Below are 17,931 nucleotides of genomic sequence, written 5' to 3'. Positions count from 1 at the left end.
GCGTTACGAGCCGCCGTCTCACCTACAGGCACTAGTTCCCAGTACCGCCCTACTCCCCGCCCGCCCCCACCGCCGGCGGCACATGCGGCAGGAACGCCCCCGCCACCTCGAACGCGCATTCCTCGCGCGCAATATCGATCACCCGCGACACCACCGGATTGACGATGCTCTTCTTGTGCACCGCGTAGTAATTAATCGTCGGCAAATCCGGCTGCACATCCAACTGGCACAGCGCCCCGCGCTCGACCAGCGGCGCGAAATACGCTCCCGGCAGATAGCTGATGCCCAATCCCAGCATGGTCAGCTGCGCCATCATGCCCAGGCTGTTGCAGGTCAGCACCCGCTTGACCGACAGGCCCTGCTCGGCGAACCAGGCATCGTACAGATGCGACAGCGCCGAATTGGTCGGCTGTGAGATCACCGGGTACGGCGCCAGGTCCTGCGGCGCCAGCCTTGCCGAGAAATCGATGTCCAGCGACGGGCTGGCCATCCAGACGTTGGTCACCGCGCCCAGATGGACGCAGTCGTATTGATAGCTCCAGAACGGCCCCGGCATGATGGCCAGGTCCAACTGGTCCTGCTCCAGCCGCTCATACAGCGTGATGCCGCCATCGATCTCGGGCATCAACTGCACCTTGGGATAGCGCAGGCTGATCTGGTTGACCAGCCGCGCCAGCCAGGTCATGCCGACCAGCTCGGTCACGCCCAGCCGCACCACGCCCTCGAAACTGGCCGGGTCGGCCATGTTCTGCACGATGCGGCTGTTCAGGTCCAGCATCTCGCGCGCCAGCTCGAACAGCTTGCGGCCCTGCGCCGTCAGCGCCAGCTTCTTGGCGCGGCGCTCGAACAGCGGCGCGCCCGCGAAGGCTTCCAGTTCCCCCACCCGCTTGGCGACCGCCGACTGGGTGGTGTGCAGCTTGCGCGAGGACGCGCTGAAGCTGCCCAGTTGCGAGCTCCAGTAGAACGCCTCCAGCTGTTTGAGGGTGTACATCGCGGCGGTGGACGTGAAATGCATGAAGAACCCTCACATTATCGTCGACAGGCGCGCGGCTGCGCGCCGTCCGGTCCGCGACCGAAACGTCGGTCGGCAGAAACGTCGGGCGGCCGAACCGGGCCGGTCGGCGCCGATCCGCCCCCGCCGGCACCGACGCATCCAAGTCAATGCCACCGCATGCCCACTCAGTCGTTCCCTGCCGGACGCAGCGGGTATCCCGCCACGCCCGGCACGGGCCCCTACCCCCGCGGATGCAGGATATCCGCCAGAAACCGCTGCGCCCGCGGATGCCGCGGCGCGCTGAAGAAGCGCTCCGGCGTATCCACCTCCAGGATCTCGCCCGCATCCATGAACACCACCCGGTCGCACACATCCCGCGCGAACCCCATCTCGTGCGTCACGCAGACCATGGTCATGCCGTCCTTGGCCAGGCCCTTCATCACCTGCAGCACCTCGCCCACCATCTCCGGGTCGAGCGCGCTGGTGGGCTCGTCGAACAGCATCACCGGCGGTTGCAGCGCCAGCGCCCGGGCGATCGCCACGCGCTGCTGCTGGCCGCCCGACAGCGAACCGGGATAGGCGTCGATCTTGTGCTCCAGCCCGACCCGCGCCAGCAGTTGGCGCGCCAGTTCGGTGGCCTGCTTGCGCGGCTGCTTGCGGATGTTGACCGGCGCGAACACCACGTTGTCCAGCACGCTCATGTGCGGAAACAGGTTGAACTGCTGGAACACGAAACCGATCTTCTGGCGCAGCGCGTTCAGGTTGACGCCCTTGCCGTAGATGTCGGCGTCGTCGATCAGGATGCGGCCCTTCTCGATGGGTTCCAGCCGATTGATGGTGCGGATCATGGTGGACTTGCCCGAGCCCGACGGCCCGCACACCACCAGCACCTCGCCGCGCGCGACCGACAGGTCCACGTCCTTCAGGACGTGATGCGCGCCATACCATTTGTTGACTTTCTCAAGCTTGATCATGATGAATTCCGATAAGCGCCGGCTCAGGGCCTGTTCTCGCTAAAAGGGGCCTCGCACGGGCCCTAGGCCATGGCGCGCTGGCGGCGGATGCGCAGGTCCAGCCAGGACAGGCCGCGGCTCAGGCTGAAGCACACCAGGAAATAGATGATGGCCAGGATGCCGAACACCTGCAGCGGCTTGGTCAGCACCAGGTTGTTGACCTGGTTGGCGGCAAATGTCAGTTCGTTCACGCTGATCACATACCCCAGCGAGGTCTCCTTGATGGTGGAGACGAACTGGCTGGTCATGCTGGGCAGCACGTTGAACAGCGCCTGCGGCAGCACCACCCGGCGCATCGTGGTCCAGTAGCCCACGCCCAGCGAGCGCGACGCCTCGATCTGGCCGCGCGGCACCGCCTCGATGCCCGAGCGGATCACCTCCGACAGATAGGCGCTCTCGTACACCACCAGCGCCGCGATCAGCGTCCAGAAGCCGCTGATCACCTGCCCCGTCAGCTTCGGAATGACGAAGTACGCCCAGAAGATCAACATCAGCAGCGGCATGCCGCGCACCACGTTCACCAGCGTCTTGCTGGCCACGCGCAGCCAGCCAAACGGACTGACCCGCGCCAGCGCGATGGCCAGCGCCAGCGGCAACGACAGCGCCAGGCCGCACAACGCCAGGATCAGCGTCAGCGCCAGGCCGCCCAGCGGCCCATTGGGGTATTGGCCGACCAGCAGCGTCGGCCAGTATTGCGACAGGAGATCAAGCACCGTGGCCTCCCCGGTTCAGGCGGTAGCGCGCATAGATGCGCGAGCCGATCAGCATGATGAGGAAGGATCCCAACAGATACATGAGGGTCGCCGCGCCAAACGTGGCGAAGGTGCGGTAGGTCTCGTTCTCGATCTCGCGCGCCTGGTAGGTCAGCTCCATCACGCCGATGGCCATGGCCACGCTGGTGTTCTTGAACAGCAGCAAGGCGCGGCCCACCAGCGGCGGGATGGAAATCCGCACCGCCTGCGGCACGATCACGAAGCGCATGCATTGCAGATAGCTGGCGCCCAGCGCCCGGGCCGCCTCGAACTGCGTGCCAGGAATGGCGCGCAGCCCGCTGCGGATATCCTCGGCGATATAGGCGGCCGACCCCAGCGCCAGCGCGATCGCCGCCAGCGACATCTCGGCGTTGTGCTGGTACAGCCACATCCGGAAACCCTCCGGCAGCAGCTCGGGCATGCCGAAGTACCAGAACAGCACCTGCACCAGCAGCGGCACGTTGCGGTGGTATTCCACATAGGCGTCGACCAGCCAGCGGCACGGCGCCAGGTTGGTGGCGCGCACCACGACCAACGTCACCGCGATCGTGAACGCCATCACCCAGGACACCAGGAACAACTGCAGCGTCACCACCATGCCGCTGGCCAGCAACTGGTATTGCGAAGCGTCAAGTAGGCTCATTGCGCGGTACCGGCGTTCAGCCCGCGATGGGGCCGATCTTGAAACCGCGTTCGAGCTTGTACGGCGTCTGCGCGCCGAACCACTTGTCGAACAGCTGCGCGGCCACGCCCGAGCTTTCCGCCTCGTCCAGCGCCTGGTTCACCACCGCCAGCATGCCCGGCTCCGACTTGCGCACGCCCAGGCCCCACGGCTCGTCGAACACCGACTTGGCGATCACGCTGACCGGCGCCGTCGGCGGGCTTTGCAGCACCAGGCGCACCAGCACCAGTTCCGACGCGAACTGCGCATCCACCTTCTTCTGCTGCAGGGCCAGATACGTGGCCGAGCTGTCGCCGTAGCCGATCACCTGCGACTTATCAAGAATGCGCTTGATCTCGCGCTCCGAACTGGAACCCTTGGTCGCGCCGATGCGGCGGCCGTTCAGCGACTCGATCGTGTCCAGTCCGGAATCCTTGCGCACCAGCAGCTTCTGCGGGCTGACGTAGTACGCGTGGCTGAAAGCGATCTGCTGGGCGCGGTCCGGCGAATAGCCCAGGTTCGCCGCCAGGATATCGACACGGCCCTCGTTCAGCTCCGGCACGCGCGCCGCCACCGACAGCAGCTTGTAGCTGATCTTCACGCCCAGCTTGTCGGCCACCAGCTTGCACACGTCCACGTCATAGCCCACCAACTGGCGCGTCGTCGCGTCCTGGAAACTGAACGGCTGCGACGTGCCCAGCGTGCCGCAGATCAATTCGCCGCGGGCCTTGATGTCCGCGACCTGGTCGGCGCGGGCGCCAGCGCCCAGCGACAACGCGGCCAGGCCCAGGCAGGCGGCGATAAGTGAATGGCGTTTCATGGTGATTCCCCTTGTGTTGTGGTTTGAACAGAAAAACGGAACCGGCCCGCTCGTCGGCGGGCCCGGGAACAACTAGACGAGCTTGGCGCAGGCCTCGCGGATGCCCGCGCAGCCCTGCCGGATATCGTCCAGCGAAGCCGCGAACGACAGCCGGAACGTGCCCGGCGCGCCATAGGCATGGCCGTCGATCACCGCCACGCCTGCCTCGCGCAACAGGTAATGCGTCAGGTCGGTATCGGTGCGGATCTCGACGCCTGCCGGCGTGCGCTTGCCCAGCAGCCCCGAGCAATCCGGAAACACGTAGAACGCGCCCTGCGGCACCACGATCGCCAGCCCCGGCGTGCCGGACAGCTCCGCCACCGCCAGATCGCGGCGCTCGCGGAACACCCGCGCGAACTCCGTCACGCAGTCCTGCGGCCCCGACAGCGCCTCCAGCGCCGCCGCCTGGCTCACCGACGACGCGCCCGACGTGCTCTGCGACTGCAGAATCGCCATGGCCTTGATCAACTCGTCCGGCCCGGCGCCGTAACCGATGCGCCAGCCCGTCATCGCATAGGCCTTGGACACGCCATTGACCACCAGCGTGCGCGCCGCCAGCGCCGGCGCCACCTGCAACGGATGCACCGTCGGCGCGTCGGTGAAGTTCAACCGCGCATAAATATCGTCCGTCATCAGCCAGACATGCGGATGACGCTCAAGCACCGCGGTCAGCCCGCGCAGCTCGTCGGCAGTGTAGACCGAGCCCGTCGGATTGCTGGGCGCGTTCATCATCAGCCACTTGGTGCGCGGCGTGATGGCGCGCTCCAGCGCCTCGGGCGTCAGCTTGTAATCCGTGGCCGGCGAGGCCGGCACCGTCACCGGCACCCCGCCGTTGACCAGCACCATGTCCGGATACGACACCCAGAACGGCGCCGGAATCAGCACCTCGTCGCCCTCGTTCAGCGTCGCCGCCAGCCCGTTGAAAATCACCTGCTTGGCGCCCGTGCTGACAATGATGCGCGCCGCCGGGTAATCGACGCCGGTCGCTTCGAGCAGATGCGCCCGCGCCGCCTTGCGCAGCGCCACCGTGCCCTGGGCCGGTGGATACTTGGTCTCGCCCCGGTTCATCGCGGCCGTGGCCGCCTGGCGAATATGCTCCGGCGTCGAGAAATCCGGCTCGCCGATCGTCAGGTCGATAATGCGCCGGCCCTGCTCGCGCAGCTCGGCAATGATCGCGCGCGCCGCCACGCTGGGCGACAGCTTGATGCGCTTGATGCGGTCGGCGACGATGCTGGCGGCTTGCGGGGGCTGGGTTTGCGGCTGGGTCGGGGTTTGCGTCGGGGCTTGGTTCACTTCGCGGCTCCCGTCTTCTCGGCCAGGGTCTTCTCCAGCCAGGGCTTGGTGTAGGTGCCGGCGCGCAGCTTCTCCTTGGCCACCGCCTCGTCGGCTTCCTTCTTGACCGCCAGCGCCAGCACCGCCGCCGCATGCTCGGCGGGAATCACCACCACGCCGTCGGCATCGCCGACCACCACGTCGCCCGGGTTGACCACCTGGCCGCCCACCGACACCGGCACATTGATCTCGCCCGGGCCGTCCTTGTACGGCCCCTTGTGCGACACCGCGCGCGCAAAGCAGCCGAACTGCCCCTGCGCGAACACGTCCAGGTCACGCACCGCGCCGTCGATCACAAACCCGGCGATGCCGCGCCCCTGCGCGTCCATCATCATCAACTCGCCGACCAGCGCATTGCTGGTATCGCCAGCGCCATCGACCACGATCACATCGCCCGCGCCACCCAGCGAAATCGCCTTGTGGATCATCAGGTTATCGCCCGGCCGCGTCTTCACGGTCAGCGCCAGGCCAACCGTGCGCTCGTTGCCGGCGTGCAGCGGACGCAGCCCGCTCACGCCGTACAGGCGGTTCATGCAATCGCTGATCTGGGCCGAGCCAATGGCGGCAAAACCGGCCAGCACGTCAGCGGCGACGGCCGGCGCGGGCCGGGGAAGAATGCGGTATCCGATGGGATTCATAGCGAGGAATTTTCTTGAAGGCGTGAACGGCAATAAGCGAACACGCATTACAAGGCCTCGCGGGGCGATCCTCAAAACGATATAAATTCCCGGTTATGTAGGAATTATTTTCGTGGATGTTATTGGATCGCGGGGGGAGCGTTGTGGGTGGGGTTGGGGGCTTCCCTTTCGTCGTCCGGTTGCAGGGCCTGGTCGAGCATGGCTTCGGTCAGGGTGCCGAGGTGCTCGCAGAGGCTTTCGACGCCGCCCATCAGGGCGGTGATTGCCCAGGGGTCCAGAGGTGGGGAGCCGGTGGCGTCGGGTTCGGACGCGCTGTTGCCGACCATGCGGGCGATGGTCTGGATGGCGTAGCGGGTGCGGTCTAGTTGGTGGAGGTGGGACAGGGAGACGGGGCCGGATTCGCGGTCGGTGTCGATTAGCCAGGGGTTTTGGGTGAGGGGGTGCAGCATGGGGGCTGCCTCCTATAGCGAGTAGAGAACCCGCCTCCCCGCTTCCAAACGGGGCGGGCGGGCACAAGACAGGGTTGGAAGACCGGAGCTATAGGACCCGGCGTGCGCAAGCGCACCCCCGTCCAGGCCCGCCCATAGGGACGTGCGTAGACGCTGGACATGAAAATGCCGCCTGAGCGGCGGCTGTCCCGCCTATAGCTTACCCGGCTTCCATTCCGGGACTACCGTTGGTGCGGTAGTGGGGGGAGTATACGGGAGGGAGGGGTGAGGGGTGGCGAAGAGAGGACCATTTAGCCACTATCCGGGGCGCTCAAATCTCACTTTCGGCCAAAGCATATATATCAACTTAATTCTAATGTATTCTTAATGCTACTTACTGAGGCTCATTCGACAATATGCTCGGCGGCTAACGTAGCGTTCATTGGCTCCATCGCGCGTCAGCCACTGATTCATCCGCCACCAGCTATGTCATCTTCAATTGCTGGTACCAGCGGAGGCTAGGAACATTAACAAAAGGAGGAACAAGTGGGATCCGATATGCAATTGGTACTCAATGGCGAACAAACCGGGCACGCAGACGCTCTTCTCGGATCGTTTATGCAAGCGCGTCACCTAGACTGTTTGGTGGCGTTTGCGAAAGGTTCGGCTCTCAAGCTGATGCTCCAAACACTGAAAGAATCCCTTATTCGAGGCATGACGGCTAGGTTTGCGATCGGGCTAAGCTTTCACCTCACTGAGCCAGCGTTGCTAAGGAGCCTTTTTAGACTTTCCCGAATCCACTCCTTGAAGCTATACCTGAGCAACACGGAGGAAACCTTCCATCCCAAGATCTATGCATTCGCGCACCCGAGTCGATCGAGAGTCTTCGTTGGGTCAGCCAACTTGACAGCCGGAGGTCTTTCAAGCAACTACGAGGCTTCACTCCGTGCTAATGATGCAGACGGCGGGCTTGTCGCTGAGGTGGCGGAGTATTTAGATAAGTTGATTGCAAACAAGGTCGTTGTGCCTGCGACTAAGCAGGGGATCGACGACTACGCTCGAGAATTCGCCGTCCAAAGGGCCTGGCGCGACATGGCCAAAAAACGTGCCGACAAGATCAATCGCGGAGCGGTTCCTGATCCGAGCGTGCTTGCCTACCAGTTAGACGAAATGAAGCGAGACACATCGGAACACGGCTTCGCTGCGCATCGGACCATCCGAGCTCGACACGTCGCCGAAGCAAGAGTGCGTATTCAAGAGCTAGCGGCCATGCAAAGGCCGACCTCGACGGCCTTTCTTCCCATGTACGAAGGCCTATATCAGCGATTCCACTCGGGTGGTCTACATAGACAGAAGACTAGGATAGAGTCACAGGCGTCACGCTTTGTGGCTTCCTTGGCTGACATCCTAGAACGTACCAAGCCCCAACCAGCAGAGGCCTTTGAGATACTTCGGGAACACTTTCTCAGTATAAAAGGCGCAGGTGTAAATCTACTGACAGAGGTTTTGCACGCGATCGACAATAAACGGTATGCGGTCATGAATCAGAACGCCGTGGCGGGTATGGCCAGTGCGGGGTTTTTCAACTACCCTCAGCACCCGAACAAAACCGCAGTTAGCGGCGAACTGTATGCCAGCTTTTGCCGGGAAGCCCTAACTGTTCAGCGGCAGCTTCGCCTGGACAACTTTTCTGAACTCGATGCCTTGTTCAACTATATCTACTGGCAGGAAGGCGAGGATGAGGCGGATGCATAGCCGAACACGATTGAGCAGCACGATAGATACCGTCGTTAAAAGCAGGTTCGGCAACGCGGTGACACGTAGCATTGACTGGCTATCCTATTCCTCCTGCTGGCTTGCAATGACTCGAGTAGGGTCGTCGATGAAGACCTTGGGAAGAACTAACCATAGCAAGTGACCACCCTCAGTCACGAATAGGCCAGAAACCATTTAATTTGAAAATACCATTTTTACCCCGCCCCCTCTTCCTCACTTCTTCTTGCGCTGGCACAATGGTTTATCGAGACTAGCACACTCCGCGACATTAAAATAACTGACAAAAGCGCCATGACAGACAATAGCTTCGAAATTTTCGAGAAAATTTCCCAGCAACCTTTTCCGGTTACTTATCTCAACTTCCGTTCAGTCGATCGCTTCCTTTACCGAATTCGAGATATAGGAAATCTACACCACCACATACCCAAAGAGCTAATCGAACGGCTAGACAAGTGCCATCTCTACATGATCTGTAAACGGCCACGTTTGTCGTTGATTCCAGGTACCATTGCATGGACGGCCGATTTCATTTCCCTCAGAGTCTCCTGTGCCTGCAAGGGTGTGCAATCTGAAGTCGATGCTCACATTACGCGACCTCCCGAACTATCCCACGCCAAGGCTTTTTCTGCTTCGCCCTACCCGCATCGTGAACTACTTGCTCTAGACAAAGACGGCCAAGTTATTCAAGAAATTCTGTTCGCGAACTTTGCTCATCTAGTTGTCTCGCTCCCCGCATTTGCCAAACAACTTGAAGTACTTTATATCGGAAAGGGATTATCTCGAAACACACAAGACCGCCTAAAAAATCATGGGACGCTTCAAAAAATTCTTGCAGAAATAAGCTCCGATGATCCTGATTCCGAAATTTTTGCTCTCGTCTATCGTTTTGACTATAGAAGATCAGCCGTCGGAATTATCACCGACAAAGCCGATGCAATGAAGCGCCTGCATAAGAATACAAAACCATACAAACCCACATTAGACGATCAAGTAAGTCTCATTGAGGCCGCCACCATAGCGTACTTTCACACCGAAAAATACAACTCACACTATATAAATTTCCCCAAAACCGACACTGATGCGGCACGACGCTCTCGTGAATCTGGCGCAGATTACATAGTCATTGAAATAAGCACCGAGAACATTGGTGGCGTTCCAATTTACTCACAACGGATTGAGCCAAGCGCTATGCATCTTGTCGTCCATCGAGTCGGTTGATAACTTTCAATAAACTTAACCTCGGCAGGCAAGTGTAAGAGCATCCCTGTGAAGTAGACAGTGGCCGACAAAGATTCGGAGCATGGTTTAACCGGGGCAAGTACTGCGACGGCGGGATGCAGCCCAGCACTTCTTCCTGACGGCATTCGTTGTAGTTGCAGCCACTCTCCAGTTTTGAACTGTCCACTTTGCGGGGAAAGGTCATAGTCGACCAGCCATTGGGCGTGACCTGCTCGGATTTTTCACGCCACCGGGATGTGGGATCTAGCTTCAGCTAGTAATCCTGCGGCAGCGACCTGAGCGGCCTGCCGCGTTGTAATGCTCGCGCCAGTCTTCGATCACGATGCGCCTCGGTCCGGCTGCGAAACCATTCCATATTCAGGCACTCGTCGCGCAGCTTAAAACTCTCGGTCGTGCCGTTCTGCCTGGTCTTGCCACACCATGCGCAGTACAGAAGCCTCCCCGATCTACCGTCGGACGAAGAATCCTCGGGAGGTACAGTCGCTAATTGGGCATACGAAGCTGGAAAGCACAGTTCGCTATCTCGGCATTGAGGTCGACGATGCTCTTGAGATGGCAGAGCAAACCGAGCTTTGATGCATCCGGCCTGAGGGCGCCAAGAGGATACTGGACTTTTTTTAAAAGCATATCGACCATATTAAATCCCCTTCCCGAGAATATGAAAGTAGGTAGCGGTTAGCATACAAATCAAAGGCTCTCAAGCACAGCGCCGAAGTAAGATGGGTAGGCTGCTAGCACACCCCCTACCATCTCGCGGTACTCGGGCAAAGCTGCGCGAAAATTTTGCCCATCGTAACCAGCCAACCCGAGTCCGATGGCGACGCCCTGGGCAATGTGCCGGTCAGCCAGCCCGGACTCGTACGTTGATACCGCAAGCCTGCTCGGTAGGCCATAGGCCAGAGACTTTTGGAATTCACTCAGTACTCCGGCCTCCTCGCGGTTGAGCCCCGCCGCCCCGAAAAGAAACAGACCGACGGCAGCGACGACCAGCGGGCAGTCAAAGCCGAGACAACCTTCCAAGAACTGAAGGACGTCAGCTTCGTTAAGGTTGCGTCGGCCAACCTCCCCCCAAGGTTTGGAAGCGTTGGCATCCTTGGCCATGTCTATCAGCTGCCGATATGAGTTCCCGCTCATCCATCCCCGCGCAAGCTGCAGGGAGATGCCAGGGGGTTCCATACTCGTCAGCAACTTGTCGTCGACCACGAGATTAAATAGCGGCCACACTGCCTGCAGCCATTCATCCGTACTCACGAGAGCCTGCAGTGTATCTGCCCGTTCCTGAACCCAGGCTTCAATCGTTGTTGAATCGGCTGCACTCAGCAGCGTCTTTGCGTACGCCGCCTGCCGCGCGGGGTCGGGCACCAATTGCTCAATATGCGTGGCTGCCGACTCAAAGAGCAGCACAAGTGATGCCTTCGTATCTTCATCTGCTAGGGAATAGGCCAGAGTCGAGGCTGCCAACTCGCGTACCCTGAGTAACATGTGGTCAAAACTCTCGACGCCACGGTTGGCCATTAAGTAGCTCTCGAGAGCGGACAGCAGTTTTTGCCTACTCGAAATTTCCTTCGCTAGGTACCGGTGGTTGAATCCAAGTTGCAGGTGATTATTAGCCATCTCGGCGGCCCAGGCCTGTAACTCGTCACCTCGCCTAAAGTAGGCCCGCAACACCTCGGCCGTCGAGACCGGCAACGCGTTCCTTCCATCGGGCGAAAAAATGGGTGCTAACAATTCGAGTAGAGAGCTTGAAGTCTCCTCAGAATTCTCTGGCTTCAATAACCCAACTGCCGCCTGGAGGCGCCAACGCTCCGTTCGTGTGTTATCAATCACCTTGGGATCAGCAAAAAGGATAAGTCCCTCTGTATGCATTCCGGCGCGACCGGCGCGGCCAATCAAGTTTTGGAAATCTCGCGTCTTGATGCGTTCAGCACCCTGATTTACCCCAGAGACGATGAGGTAGCGAATCGGCAAGTTAACGCCTTGTGCCAAAGTCGAAGTGCAAATTACCAGTTTGATGAGCTCGCCCTGCATCGCATGCTCAATGGCTAGCCGCAATCCTTGTGGCGTCGTTCCGTGGTGAACAAACACACCAAGTGCTGCAGCTTTCGTCACTATGGATTGCGCGCCAAAGTGCTGCGTTGCCAAGTGGGTTAAGCCTTGAATTTCGTTAGCGTCAGACGCCGCCGCAGGAGATGGTAAAGCGAACCCCCGGTCGTACACTTCTACCGCTCGTTCCGCCAAGCCACTCGCGGTGTCCTTTCTACCGCAGAACACGGCCACGGCGCCGTTCGGGGCCAAACGAATTCCGAGGTAAAGCGAAACGTCTTTCCAGGCATCGTTGCCCTTCTGCGGAAATAGTCGGACCTTTCGTTCCCTCCCACGTATTTGTAATTCTTGAGCCTCAATACTCCTAGGTACGAAGTAGTCCGGGCGCGTGTAGCTATCTGATTCAAAGAACAATAGTTGCCCAAGTCGCTCGCTCCAAGTAGTAAACGCAATCGATCGCGCCGTCGACAACAGTCCGGTACCATCAACGACGTTGGGCTCAGCACCGATAAGCCAAGTGCCGACAGCGACGGCGTTCTTGATAACAGCGGATATAAGAACCGTCTGCGCAGACGCTTGAAGCAGTTCCTTAATCTCCGTCAGCAGCAGTTCGTAGGTAATGCCGCGTTGTCCAGTGTCGAACTGGTGCCCTTCGTCATAGATCACTACCCCGATTTGCGCTATCAAGCTGGGCTCCTGTCTGAGCACATATAGCAGCTTCTCTGGCGTTAACACCATCAAATGACGGGTTGTGGGGGTAGCTTGGCCGAATAACTCGGCCAACTGGTCGACGAAGTCCATTTGCAGAGCATCGGAAAGTTCATTGACCTTGATGTCCTCGCCCATGAATGCTCGGCGCAGTGAAGTGGCAACCTCATGGCACAGGGCGCGGAACGGTGCAACGAGTACTGCGACCCGCGTCCTTTCAGCCAGGAATGAGCTGCGGAGAATTACTTCGACAGAGCGCGTTTTGCCTGCGCTTGTGGGCATTTGGACCACACCGGACCGTCCGAAGAAGAGCCCCGCCTGACCTAACAGTTTTTGCGACGGCCAGAGTTCTTTCGGAAAACCGGTACGACGGATTGAATCACTCCAAGTATTAGCGTGAAGCCCACTGAACCCGGGCAACAAATTCCAGGCTGAGCTCGCTAGGCGAAGCCTGACCACGGCCGATGCCACCTCCGCAAGAACCACTTCCCTAGACGTACCGCTGGCGTAAGTCAAACGACGCAGTTCGCTCAACAACTCGACGACCAGCTCGGACGACGTACCGTCGTTGAAGTGGCCCATCAAACGAAAGGCAAGCTCGTTAAGCAGTCCGTCGAGCCAGTGCGCAGCCAGATTGGGAGAGTGACGCCAGTCAGCCTGCAATATCCAGACTGTAAAGTGCTCAATAGCATTGGCGCTTTCTGCCTGAAGGCGTCTGGCAAGCACTAAGCTGCTTCCCGGACGCTGGCCCAGAAAATAGCTAGCAGATGCGAGCAGCGTGACTTCCCGCGATACTTCAGCATCGAACCGAGAGCCCAAGTAGGCATCAAAGAAGCTCGCTGCAAAGCCGATGTCGCCCCGCAGGTCCTCGGTCAATGCGCCCGGAACGTCAAGAGCGTCATTCAGCGCTGCCGCAGCATCCACCAGCGTTCCGATAGACAACGGGAACAAGGCGGCAGGTTCTACCTCTTCCGGCACGGCGATATGAGACTCTTCAGGCAGCCCCAACTCGTACATCTTCTCCTTCGAGCGAGTAATGCCAAAGTACCGTCGACTGTTGGATTCAGGCTTCATTCGCCGCTCGCTGGTAAAGGGCATGGGCAAGCGTCATCAGGTCTTTGCCCTTGATGGCAATCAGCTGCAGGTTACCCGCATTGTTGTGTCCAGCGATCATGGTTCCTGTGATGCCATTTATATCAAATGCCGTATCGGAAAGAATGGCTGCTGCACCTGAGAGAAGCCGGTAGGGTCGGTCAACAGCGTTCTGAAATCGCTGAACAACCAACATCGACGCACGCTCGCCGGCCATATGCATACGACGCTTCATTGCAGCCAGCGTTTCGCCGGCTCGCAGATAGTCTTTGCCCGAGTCATTAACTGCGACCTGCAGACGGTCCTTGTACTTGCCACCCCCGAGCTGAGCCTTCGCCTCAAAGGCCAGCATCTCGTCGGTCGGCTTCGGCTGCTCCGGGTTGGGGCACTGAAAACCCACGATGTCGACGCCTTTGACTGACTCGTCTCGGCTTCCCTTCTCCGCGTACTTGCCGCGTGGAACCCAATACCCGAGGACGAACTCGACGTAGTCCGAGACTAGCAACTCCGCAAAATCACCTGAGCGGATAGCAGGCCCAGGCGGCACATTCTTGTCCGGGAAGACTAGATCCAACAGATATTCTGATCGCGATTTTCCAGTACCTTCGCGCAGGATGTCGATATCACTGTCGGGACAATATGTCTGCCGGAATCGGCTGGCCCACTCGCTGAGACACGCGGCGTCATCGGGGACCGCAAGTTCCCAAACTTCGCAGGTCCCCCCGCTACTCAACATCAGTGATTCATCCTGCACCAGATGATCAAGGTATGCTGGCGAAGCCATTGGTTTTTTCTTGATATGTGTCATTCAGGTCTAACGTTCAATCTGGCCATCAGGTCGGGAATTTTTGATTCTTCAACCCCAGGTAACAGAAGGCACAAGCTCCGAAGCCAACCGGACGAGCCTTTGCGCAGGGGCATTATCTTCAGATTGAATCAGCCAGCGTGTACTAGCTGATTCGAAGCTTCCTTATAAATTGCTTTGATAGTTCGACCGAAGAAAATTCACTTGAAGATTAATACTCGCGAACTCACATTCTTGGCTGGGCAGTGGCCAAGCTGACCGCCACTGCGGACACCGTAAGCAAATATAACGTTTTTTTGTCTGCAATGTCCTCCAAGCGCATTGTCGATTTGGACAGCAGGGTATGGCACTGGGCTCACCATGCGCGCACTCTTCCAAGACGATCCGACTATAAAGGTGGAAGTGCGAATGGTCGCACATCTGAAATCCAAGACCGGCGATCTTTCAACGAACGACGCTGCGGATTGGCTGCAATTTTATAAAGCGATTCCATACTTGGACTGCCTCGTCGCCGAGAAAGCCGCGATCTCGCTTGCCAAGCAGGCCGGCGCGATTCGAAATTATGTTTGCCCTGTCCGGCCTCTGGAAGACCTAGTGACGCTTTACGTCAGCTAACGAATCCACTCTTTTTGAGCAGTGGCTATTCTCTTCGGTCACGTTACCGATGGTTAGGAAAAAGGATTTAGCTGGCAGATAAGCACTGCCAAGGTTGCTGAGCGTCCTCCATTGGCCGATCACGGACAAGGGAAAAAAGACGTTCAACTTGCATTGACGGTGAGTCACCATTTAATTACTGGGCAAGGGCACCTTGCATTCGCGGGTACTCTCCCCTCCCTAAATCACGCTTACCTCGCGCCCTTCAGCCCGAAGCAACCTCACCGCCTCCCCGGCAACATCCGCACCAACGTGTTATCCCGAAACACATAATGATGCAGCAACGCCGCAGCAGCATGCAGCCCCACCAGGAAATACCCCACCGTAGCCAAGGTCTCATGCAGCTCCTTGACCCGATCCGCCAAGGCCTTATCCGGCCCCACCAGCGCCGGAACCTCCAACCCAAACAACGGAATCACCTTGCCCCCCGCGCTGAGCGTCAGCCACCCCAAAATCGGCGTGACGATCATGAACGCATACAACGCGTAATGCATCACCCGTGAAAGCACGTCCTGCCACCTCGGCATCGGCGGCCGCACGCCTGGCGCCGCCCCCGAAGCCACCCGGATAACCACCCGCAAAACCACCAACCCGATCACACACAACCCGAGCGAAAAATGCAGCGCCTTGATGTTGTTGTACAGATCGGTGCCTTTGGTGGCCAGCCCGCGCAATTCCATACAGGCGTAGACCAATGCCAGGACCACGAGCATGAGCCAGTGCATGGTGATCACCAGGCCTGCGTACTGAGTATCGGAGTTCTTGATTTTCATGTTTTTTCCTTGTCGTCAAAACGCGCTACGGACAGCCTGGTTCGATAATCGCCCTGCCCTCGGCGCCCTGCTTGGGCGCGTCGGGAGGTCTCCAGGGATCAACATGGGTCATCACGTTCAATACACGATGCCGCTGCATGACGCGTTGGCGCGCTTGCACGGCGATCTTGTGGCCTTCGTCGACAGTCAGCCCGGCGTCGATTTCCAGGTGAGCGTCTACGACGATCATATCCCCCATTTTTCGGGTGCGTAGATCGTGCACGCCTTGAATTCCCGGGGTGTCCAGCAGGGTGCGCTGGATCGCGGCGGCTTCGCCTTCGTCGATGGCGCGGTCCAGCAGGTCGTGCAAGGCGTCCCAGCCGAAGCTCCAGCCCATTCGGGCCACCATGAAGCCCACGATGGCCGCGGCGATGGGGTCCAGTATCGGGTAGCCCAGTAGGTTGCCGATGATGCCCAGGCCCACCACCAGCGACGACGCCGCGTCGGAGCGCGCATGCCAGGCGTTGGCCACCAGCATGCTGGACTTCACGCGCTTGGCCACCGCAAGCATGTAGCGGAACAGGGCCTCTTTGATGACCAGGGCGGCACAGGCCACCCACAGCGCGACGAGGTGGACCTGCGGGATCGCGTCGGGCTGCTCCAGCTTGGTCACGGCGGACCACAGCATGCCGCCGCCGACCAGCAGCAGCAAGACGCCCAGCGCCAGGGACGCCGCGGTCTCGTAGCGATAATGGCCGTAGTGGTGGTCCGCGTCGGCTGCTTTCTGGCCATGGCGGTTGGCCAGCAGCACGATGAAGTCGGCGATCAGATCGGAAGAGGAATGAATACCGTCCGCGATCAGGCCTTGGGACTTCGAGAAAATGCCGATGACAATCTGCGCGGTGGCGAGCACCACGTTCACGCCCACGCTCACCCAGGTGCTGCGGGCGGCGGCGGCGGCGCGTTCGGCCGGGCTGTGTTCATCGTCCTCCGGGTCTTCCAGCGGAGGCGGAAAGGCGGTCATGGTTCATGCTCCCGTTCTTGCAATCTAGCCTTGCGGCATGCGGGCTGGAGCATAAGCACCGAACCCTGAACGGATGATGAACGTGGAGAAACCGGGCGCCGCCCCCGGTCGCAACGAAGCCTGCCCTACGTTGCGCTCATCTCCTTCTCTTTCTCTTTCTTCATCTTTTCCTTGTCCTTTTTGGCGCCTTCGTGGTGCGACTTGATGGCGAGAAACATGCCCGTGCCCAACACGAGGATCTTGAACGTACCGAAGATTACAGGGACCCAAAAATTCATCATTTCCTCAAAACGCTGCTGCGGCAGCTGCATTTACTGCGCGTGGGCCGGGCAAAGCCAAACGGGCGACGGACGCGAGAACCACGAAACGTATCAGCCCGATTCAGCGCGGTGAGCGCCCTGCTCCCTACAAGCGTCAAATTCTACCGCCGAATCCATACAAACTCTTGAATGATTCGCTATGTATGTTTTTTATGAGCCAAACATGGCTTAAAAATCCATACATTTGGGCCGCGCGGCGAAAAGCGGCGACTCGAACCGGGCATGGCGCGCTGCCCAGAGCGGCAACTGCGTTCAGCGCAGAGCGCGTAACAGCGCATCCGCGGTGACGACGGTGCAGTACTCGCCGTCCAGGTTGGCGAGCGACATGGCGTGGACATCCTCGGCGCTTCGCGCCGCCCCATTCCAGTCGATCCGGGCGAAGGTGAAACAGCCGTCGGCCACGAGCCACGCCTGCAAGCCAAGGTTGCCAGCCATGCGCACCGTCGCCTCGACGGAATTGTTCGTGATGACGCCCGCCACGACCAACGTGTCGTGGCCATGGGCGCGCAGCCGCTTTTCCAGGTCGGTGCCGATAAACGCGCTGTTCGTCTGCTTGGGAATGATCGCTTCCCCCGCGATGGGCGCTGTTTCCGGCTTGAAGGCATGCCCTGGCTGGCCCGGCCGATAGTGAGACGCGGGATCCGTGGAGTCATGCCGGACGTGCCAGACCGGCCACCCCTGGGCGCGCCAATGGGCGAGGAGCCGACCGACCTGGCGCTCGGCATCGGGATTGTTGCGCTCGCCCCAACTGGGATCGTCGATCGCGCACTGCAGATCGATGAGCAGAAGGACGGCGCCGCGTGGGGCAAGTGGGGAGCGCATGTGGACAGGCCGGGGATTT

Annotated in this window: 17 protein-coding genes and 2 pseudogenes; 4 read left to right on the top strand and 15 right to left on the bottom strand. The window is 59.7% G+C overall.

What is annotated here, in order from left to right:
• Window positions 1–49 precede the first annotated feature (49 nt).
• The 8 genes from ACUDCK_RS12035 to ACUDCK_RS12000 form a co-directional block, all read right to left on the bottom strand.
• The gene (locus ACUDCK_RS12035; protein ID WP_157130042.1) at window positions 50–1,015 is read right to left on the bottom strand and encodes a LysR family transcriptional regulator; all 966 of its coding nucleotides are present in this window, start codon (window positions 1,013–1,015) and stop codon (window positions 50–52) included.
• A 218-nt stretch (window positions 1,016–1,233) separates the two neighbouring features.
• Window positions 1,234–1,968 carry an amino acid ABC transporter ATP-binding protein gene (locus ACUDCK_RS12030; protein ID WP_054487540.1) on the bottom strand — a complete coding sequence of 245 codons (735 nt, stop codon included), beginning with the start codon at window positions 1,966–1,968 and terminating at the stop codon, window positions 1,234–1,236.
• 62 nt (window positions 1,969–2,030) lie between these two features.
• Window positions 2,031–2,720, bottom strand: a complete 690-nt coding sequence (locus ACUDCK_RS12025) for an amino acid ABC transporter permease (RefSeq protein WP_006386294.1) — start codon at window positions 2,718–2,720, stop codon at window positions 2,031–2,033.
• Complete coding sequence (locus tag ACUDCK_RS12020; protein ID WP_006386293.1) at window positions 2,713–3,402, bottom strand: amino acid ABC transporter permease; 690 nt, start codon at window positions 3,400–3,402, stop codon at window positions 2,713–2,715. The genes ACUDCK_RS12025 and ACUDCK_RS12020 overlap by 8 nt, the downstream gene beginning before the upstream one ends.
• A gap of 16 nt (window positions 3,403–3,418) precedes the next feature.
• Window positions 3,419–4,240: an ABC transporter substrate-binding protein gene (locus tag ACUDCK_RS12015; RefSeq protein WP_175167412.1), complete on the bottom strand. Its 822-nt coding sequence runs from the start codon at window positions 4,238–4,240 to the stop codon at window positions 3,419–3,421.
• A gap of 72 nt (window positions 4,241–4,312) precedes the next feature.
• On the bottom strand, window positions 4,313–5,572 hold the full coding sequence (locus tag ACUDCK_RS12010) for an aminotransferase class I/II-fold pyridoxal phosphate-dependent enzyme (RefSeq protein ID WP_175167413.1): 1,260 nt from the start codon (window positions 5,570–5,572) through the stop codon (window positions 4,313–4,315).
• Entirely contained in the window at window positions 5,569–6,249 is a 681-nt protein-coding gene (locus ACUDCK_RS12005) for an RraA family protein (protein ID WP_076469602.1), read from the bottom strand. Before ACUDCK_RS12005 ends, ACUDCK_RS12010 begins: the two co-directional genes overlap by 4 nt.
• Window positions 6,250–6,368: 119 nt before the next feature.
• Entirely contained in the window at window positions 6,369–6,698 is a 330-nt protein-coding gene (locus tag ACUDCK_RS12000; RefSeq protein ID WP_175167414.1) for a hypothetical protein, read from the bottom strand.
• 537 nt (window positions 6,699–7,235) lie between these two features.
• Here ACUDCK_RS12000 and ACUDCK_RS11995 point away from each other — a divergent pair.
• Together ACUDCK_RS11995 and ACUDCK_RS11990 are read left to right on the top strand one after the other, a co-directional pair.
• Entirely contained in the window at window positions 7,236–8,432 is a 1,197-nt protein-coding gene (locus ACUDCK_RS11995; RefSeq protein ID WP_175167415.1) for a phospholipase D-like domain-containing protein, read from the top strand.
• A gap of 312 nt (window positions 8,433–8,744) precedes the next feature.
• On the top strand, window positions 8,745–9,671 hold the full coding sequence (locus tag ACUDCK_RS11990; RefSeq protein WP_175167416.1) for a hypothetical protein: 927 nt from the start codon (window positions 8,745–8,747) through the stop codon (window positions 9,669–9,671).
• 309 nt (window positions 9,672–9,980) lie between these two features.
• Here ACUDCK_RS11990 and ACUDCK_RS11985 read toward each other — a convergent pair.
• Window positions 9,981–10,107 (bottom strand): annotated as a pseudogene (locus ACUDCK_RS11985) (integrase core domain-containing protein); the annotation flags it as partial.
• On the opposite strand from ACUDCK_RS11985, the pseudogene ACUDCK_RS11980 reads away from it, so the two are divergent.
• Window positions 10,092–10,268: pseudogene (locus ACUDCK_RS11980) on the top strand (integrase); the annotation flags it as partial. The pseudogenes ACUDCK_RS11985 and ACUDCK_RS11980 overlap by 16 nt on opposite strands.
• Before the next feature lie 111 nt (window positions 10,269–10,379).
• Here the strand turns inward: ACUDCK_RS11980 and ACUDCK_RS11975 are convergent.
• A complete protein-coding gene (locus ACUDCK_RS11975; RefSeq protein ID WP_175167417.1) occupies window positions 10,380–13,517 on the bottom strand; it encodes a DEAD/DEAH box helicase in 3,138 nt (1,045 codons plus the stop codon).
• Entirely contained in the window at window positions 13,507–14,343 is an 837-nt protein-coding gene (locus ACUDCK_RS11970; protein WP_175167418.1) for a virulence associated protein, read from the bottom strand. The genes ACUDCK_RS11975 and ACUDCK_RS11970 overlap by 11 nt, the downstream gene beginning before the upstream one ends.
• A 405-nt stretch (window positions 14,344–14,748) precedes the next feature.
• On the opposite strand from ACUDCK_RS11970, the gene ACUDCK_RS11965 reads away from it, so the two are divergent.
• Window positions 14,749–14,955 carry a hypothetical protein gene (locus ACUDCK_RS11965; protein WP_175167419.1) on the top strand — a complete coding sequence of 69 codons (207 nt, stop codon included), beginning with the start codon at window positions 14,749–14,751 and terminating at the stop codon, window positions 14,953–14,955.
• Between the two features lie 260 nt (window positions 14,956–15,215).
• Here ACUDCK_RS11965 and ACUDCK_RS11960 read toward each other — a convergent pair whose 3' ends face one another.
• The 4 genes from ACUDCK_RS11960 to ACUDCK_RS11945 all read right to left on the bottom strand — a co-directional run bounded on the left by ACUDCK_RS11960 (window position 15,216) and on the right by ACUDCK_RS11945 (window position 17,912).
• Complete coding sequence (locus ACUDCK_RS11960; RefSeq protein ID WP_175167420.1) at window positions 15,216–15,767, bottom strand: cytochrome b; 552 nt, start codon at window positions 15,765–15,767, stop codon at window positions 15,216–15,218.
• A 25-nt stretch (window positions 15,768–15,792) separates the two neighbouring features.
• Entirely contained in the window at window positions 15,793–16,770 is a 978-nt protein-coding gene (locus ACUDCK_RS11955; protein ID WP_175167421.1) for a cation diffusion facilitator family transporter, read from the bottom strand.
• Between the two features lie 125 nt (window positions 16,771–16,895).
• Window positions 16,896–17,081 (bottom strand): hypothetical protein, encoded by a 186-nt coding sequence (locus ACUDCK_RS11950; RefSeq protein WP_063568803.1) that lies wholly within the window; start codon window positions 17,079–17,081, stop codon window positions 16,896–16,898.
• Window positions 17,082–17,342: 261 nt separating this feature from the next.
• The gene (locus ACUDCK_RS11945) at window positions 17,343–17,912 is read right to left on the bottom strand and encodes a cysteine hydrolase family protein (protein ID WP_175167422.1); all 570 of its coding nucleotides are present in this window, start codon (window positions 17,910–17,912) and stop codon (window positions 17,343–17,345) included.
• Window positions 17,913–17,931 lie beyond the last annotated feature (19 nt).

It is taken from the genome of Achromobacter sp. CF-sbj1-Ac2-l, assembly GCF_052698165.1.
This window is presented reverse-complemented; position numbering and strand designations above follow the sequence as displayed.

Coding starts and splice junctions, on each gene's coding strand:
- ACUDCK_RS12035 (WP_157130042.1), bottom strand. CDS start 1,015: ATGCATTTCACGTCCACCGCCGCGATGTACACCCTCAAACAGCTGGAG.
- ACUDCK_RS12030 (WP_054487540.1), bottom strand. CDS start 1,968: ATGATCAAGCTTGAGAAAGTCAACAAATGGTATGGCGCGCATCACGTC.
- ACUDCK_RS12020 (WP_006386293.1), bottom strand. CDS start 3,402: ATGAGCCTACTTGACGCTTCGCAATACCAGTTGCTGGCCAGCGGCATG.
- ACUDCK_RS12015 (WP_175167412.1), bottom strand. CDS start 4,240: ATGAAACGCCATTCACTTATCGCCGCCTGCCTGGGCCTGGCCGCGTTG.
- ACUDCK_RS12005 (WP_076469602.1), bottom strand. CDS start 6,249: ATGAATCCCATCGGATACCGCATTCTTCCCCGGCCCGCGCCGGCCGTC.
- ACUDCK_RS12000 (WP_175167414.1), bottom strand. CDS start 6,698: ATGCTGCACCCCCTCACCCAAAACCCCTGGCTAATCGACACCGACCGC.
- ACUDCK_RS11995 (WP_175167415.1), top strand. CDS start 7,236: ATGCAATTGGTACTCAATGGCGAACAAACCGGGCACGCAGACGCTCTT.
- ACUDCK_RS11990 (WP_175167416.1), top strand. CDS start 8,745: ATGACAGACAATAGCTTCGAAATTTTCGAGAAAATTTCCCAGCAACCT.
- ACUDCK_RS11975 (WP_175167417.1), bottom strand. CDS start 13,517: ATGAAGCCTGAATCCAACAGTCGACGGTACTTTGGCATTACTCGCTCG.
- ACUDCK_RS11970 (WP_175167418.1), bottom strand. CDS start 14,343: ATGACACATATCAAGAAAAAACCAATGGCTTCGCCAGCATACCTTGAT.
- ACUDCK_RS11965 (WP_175167419.1), top strand. CDS start 14,749: ATGGTCGCACATCTGAAATCCAAGACCGGCGATCTTTCAACGAACGAC.
- ACUDCK_RS11960 (WP_175167420.1), bottom strand. CDS start 15,767: ATGAAAATCAAGAACTCCGATACTCAGTACGCAGGCCTGGTGATCACC.
- ACUDCK_RS11955 (WP_175167421.1), bottom strand. CDS start 16,770: ATGACCGCCTTTCCGCCTCCGCTGGAAGACCCGGAGGACGATGAACAC.
- ACUDCK_RS11950 (WP_063568803.1), bottom strand. CDS start 17,081: ATGCAGCTGCCGCAGCAGCGTTTTGAGGAAATGATGAATTTTTGGGTC.
- ACUDCK_RS11945 (WP_175167422.1), bottom strand. CDS start 17,912: ATGCGCTCCCCACTTGCCCCACGCGGCGCCGTCCTTCTGCTCATCGAT.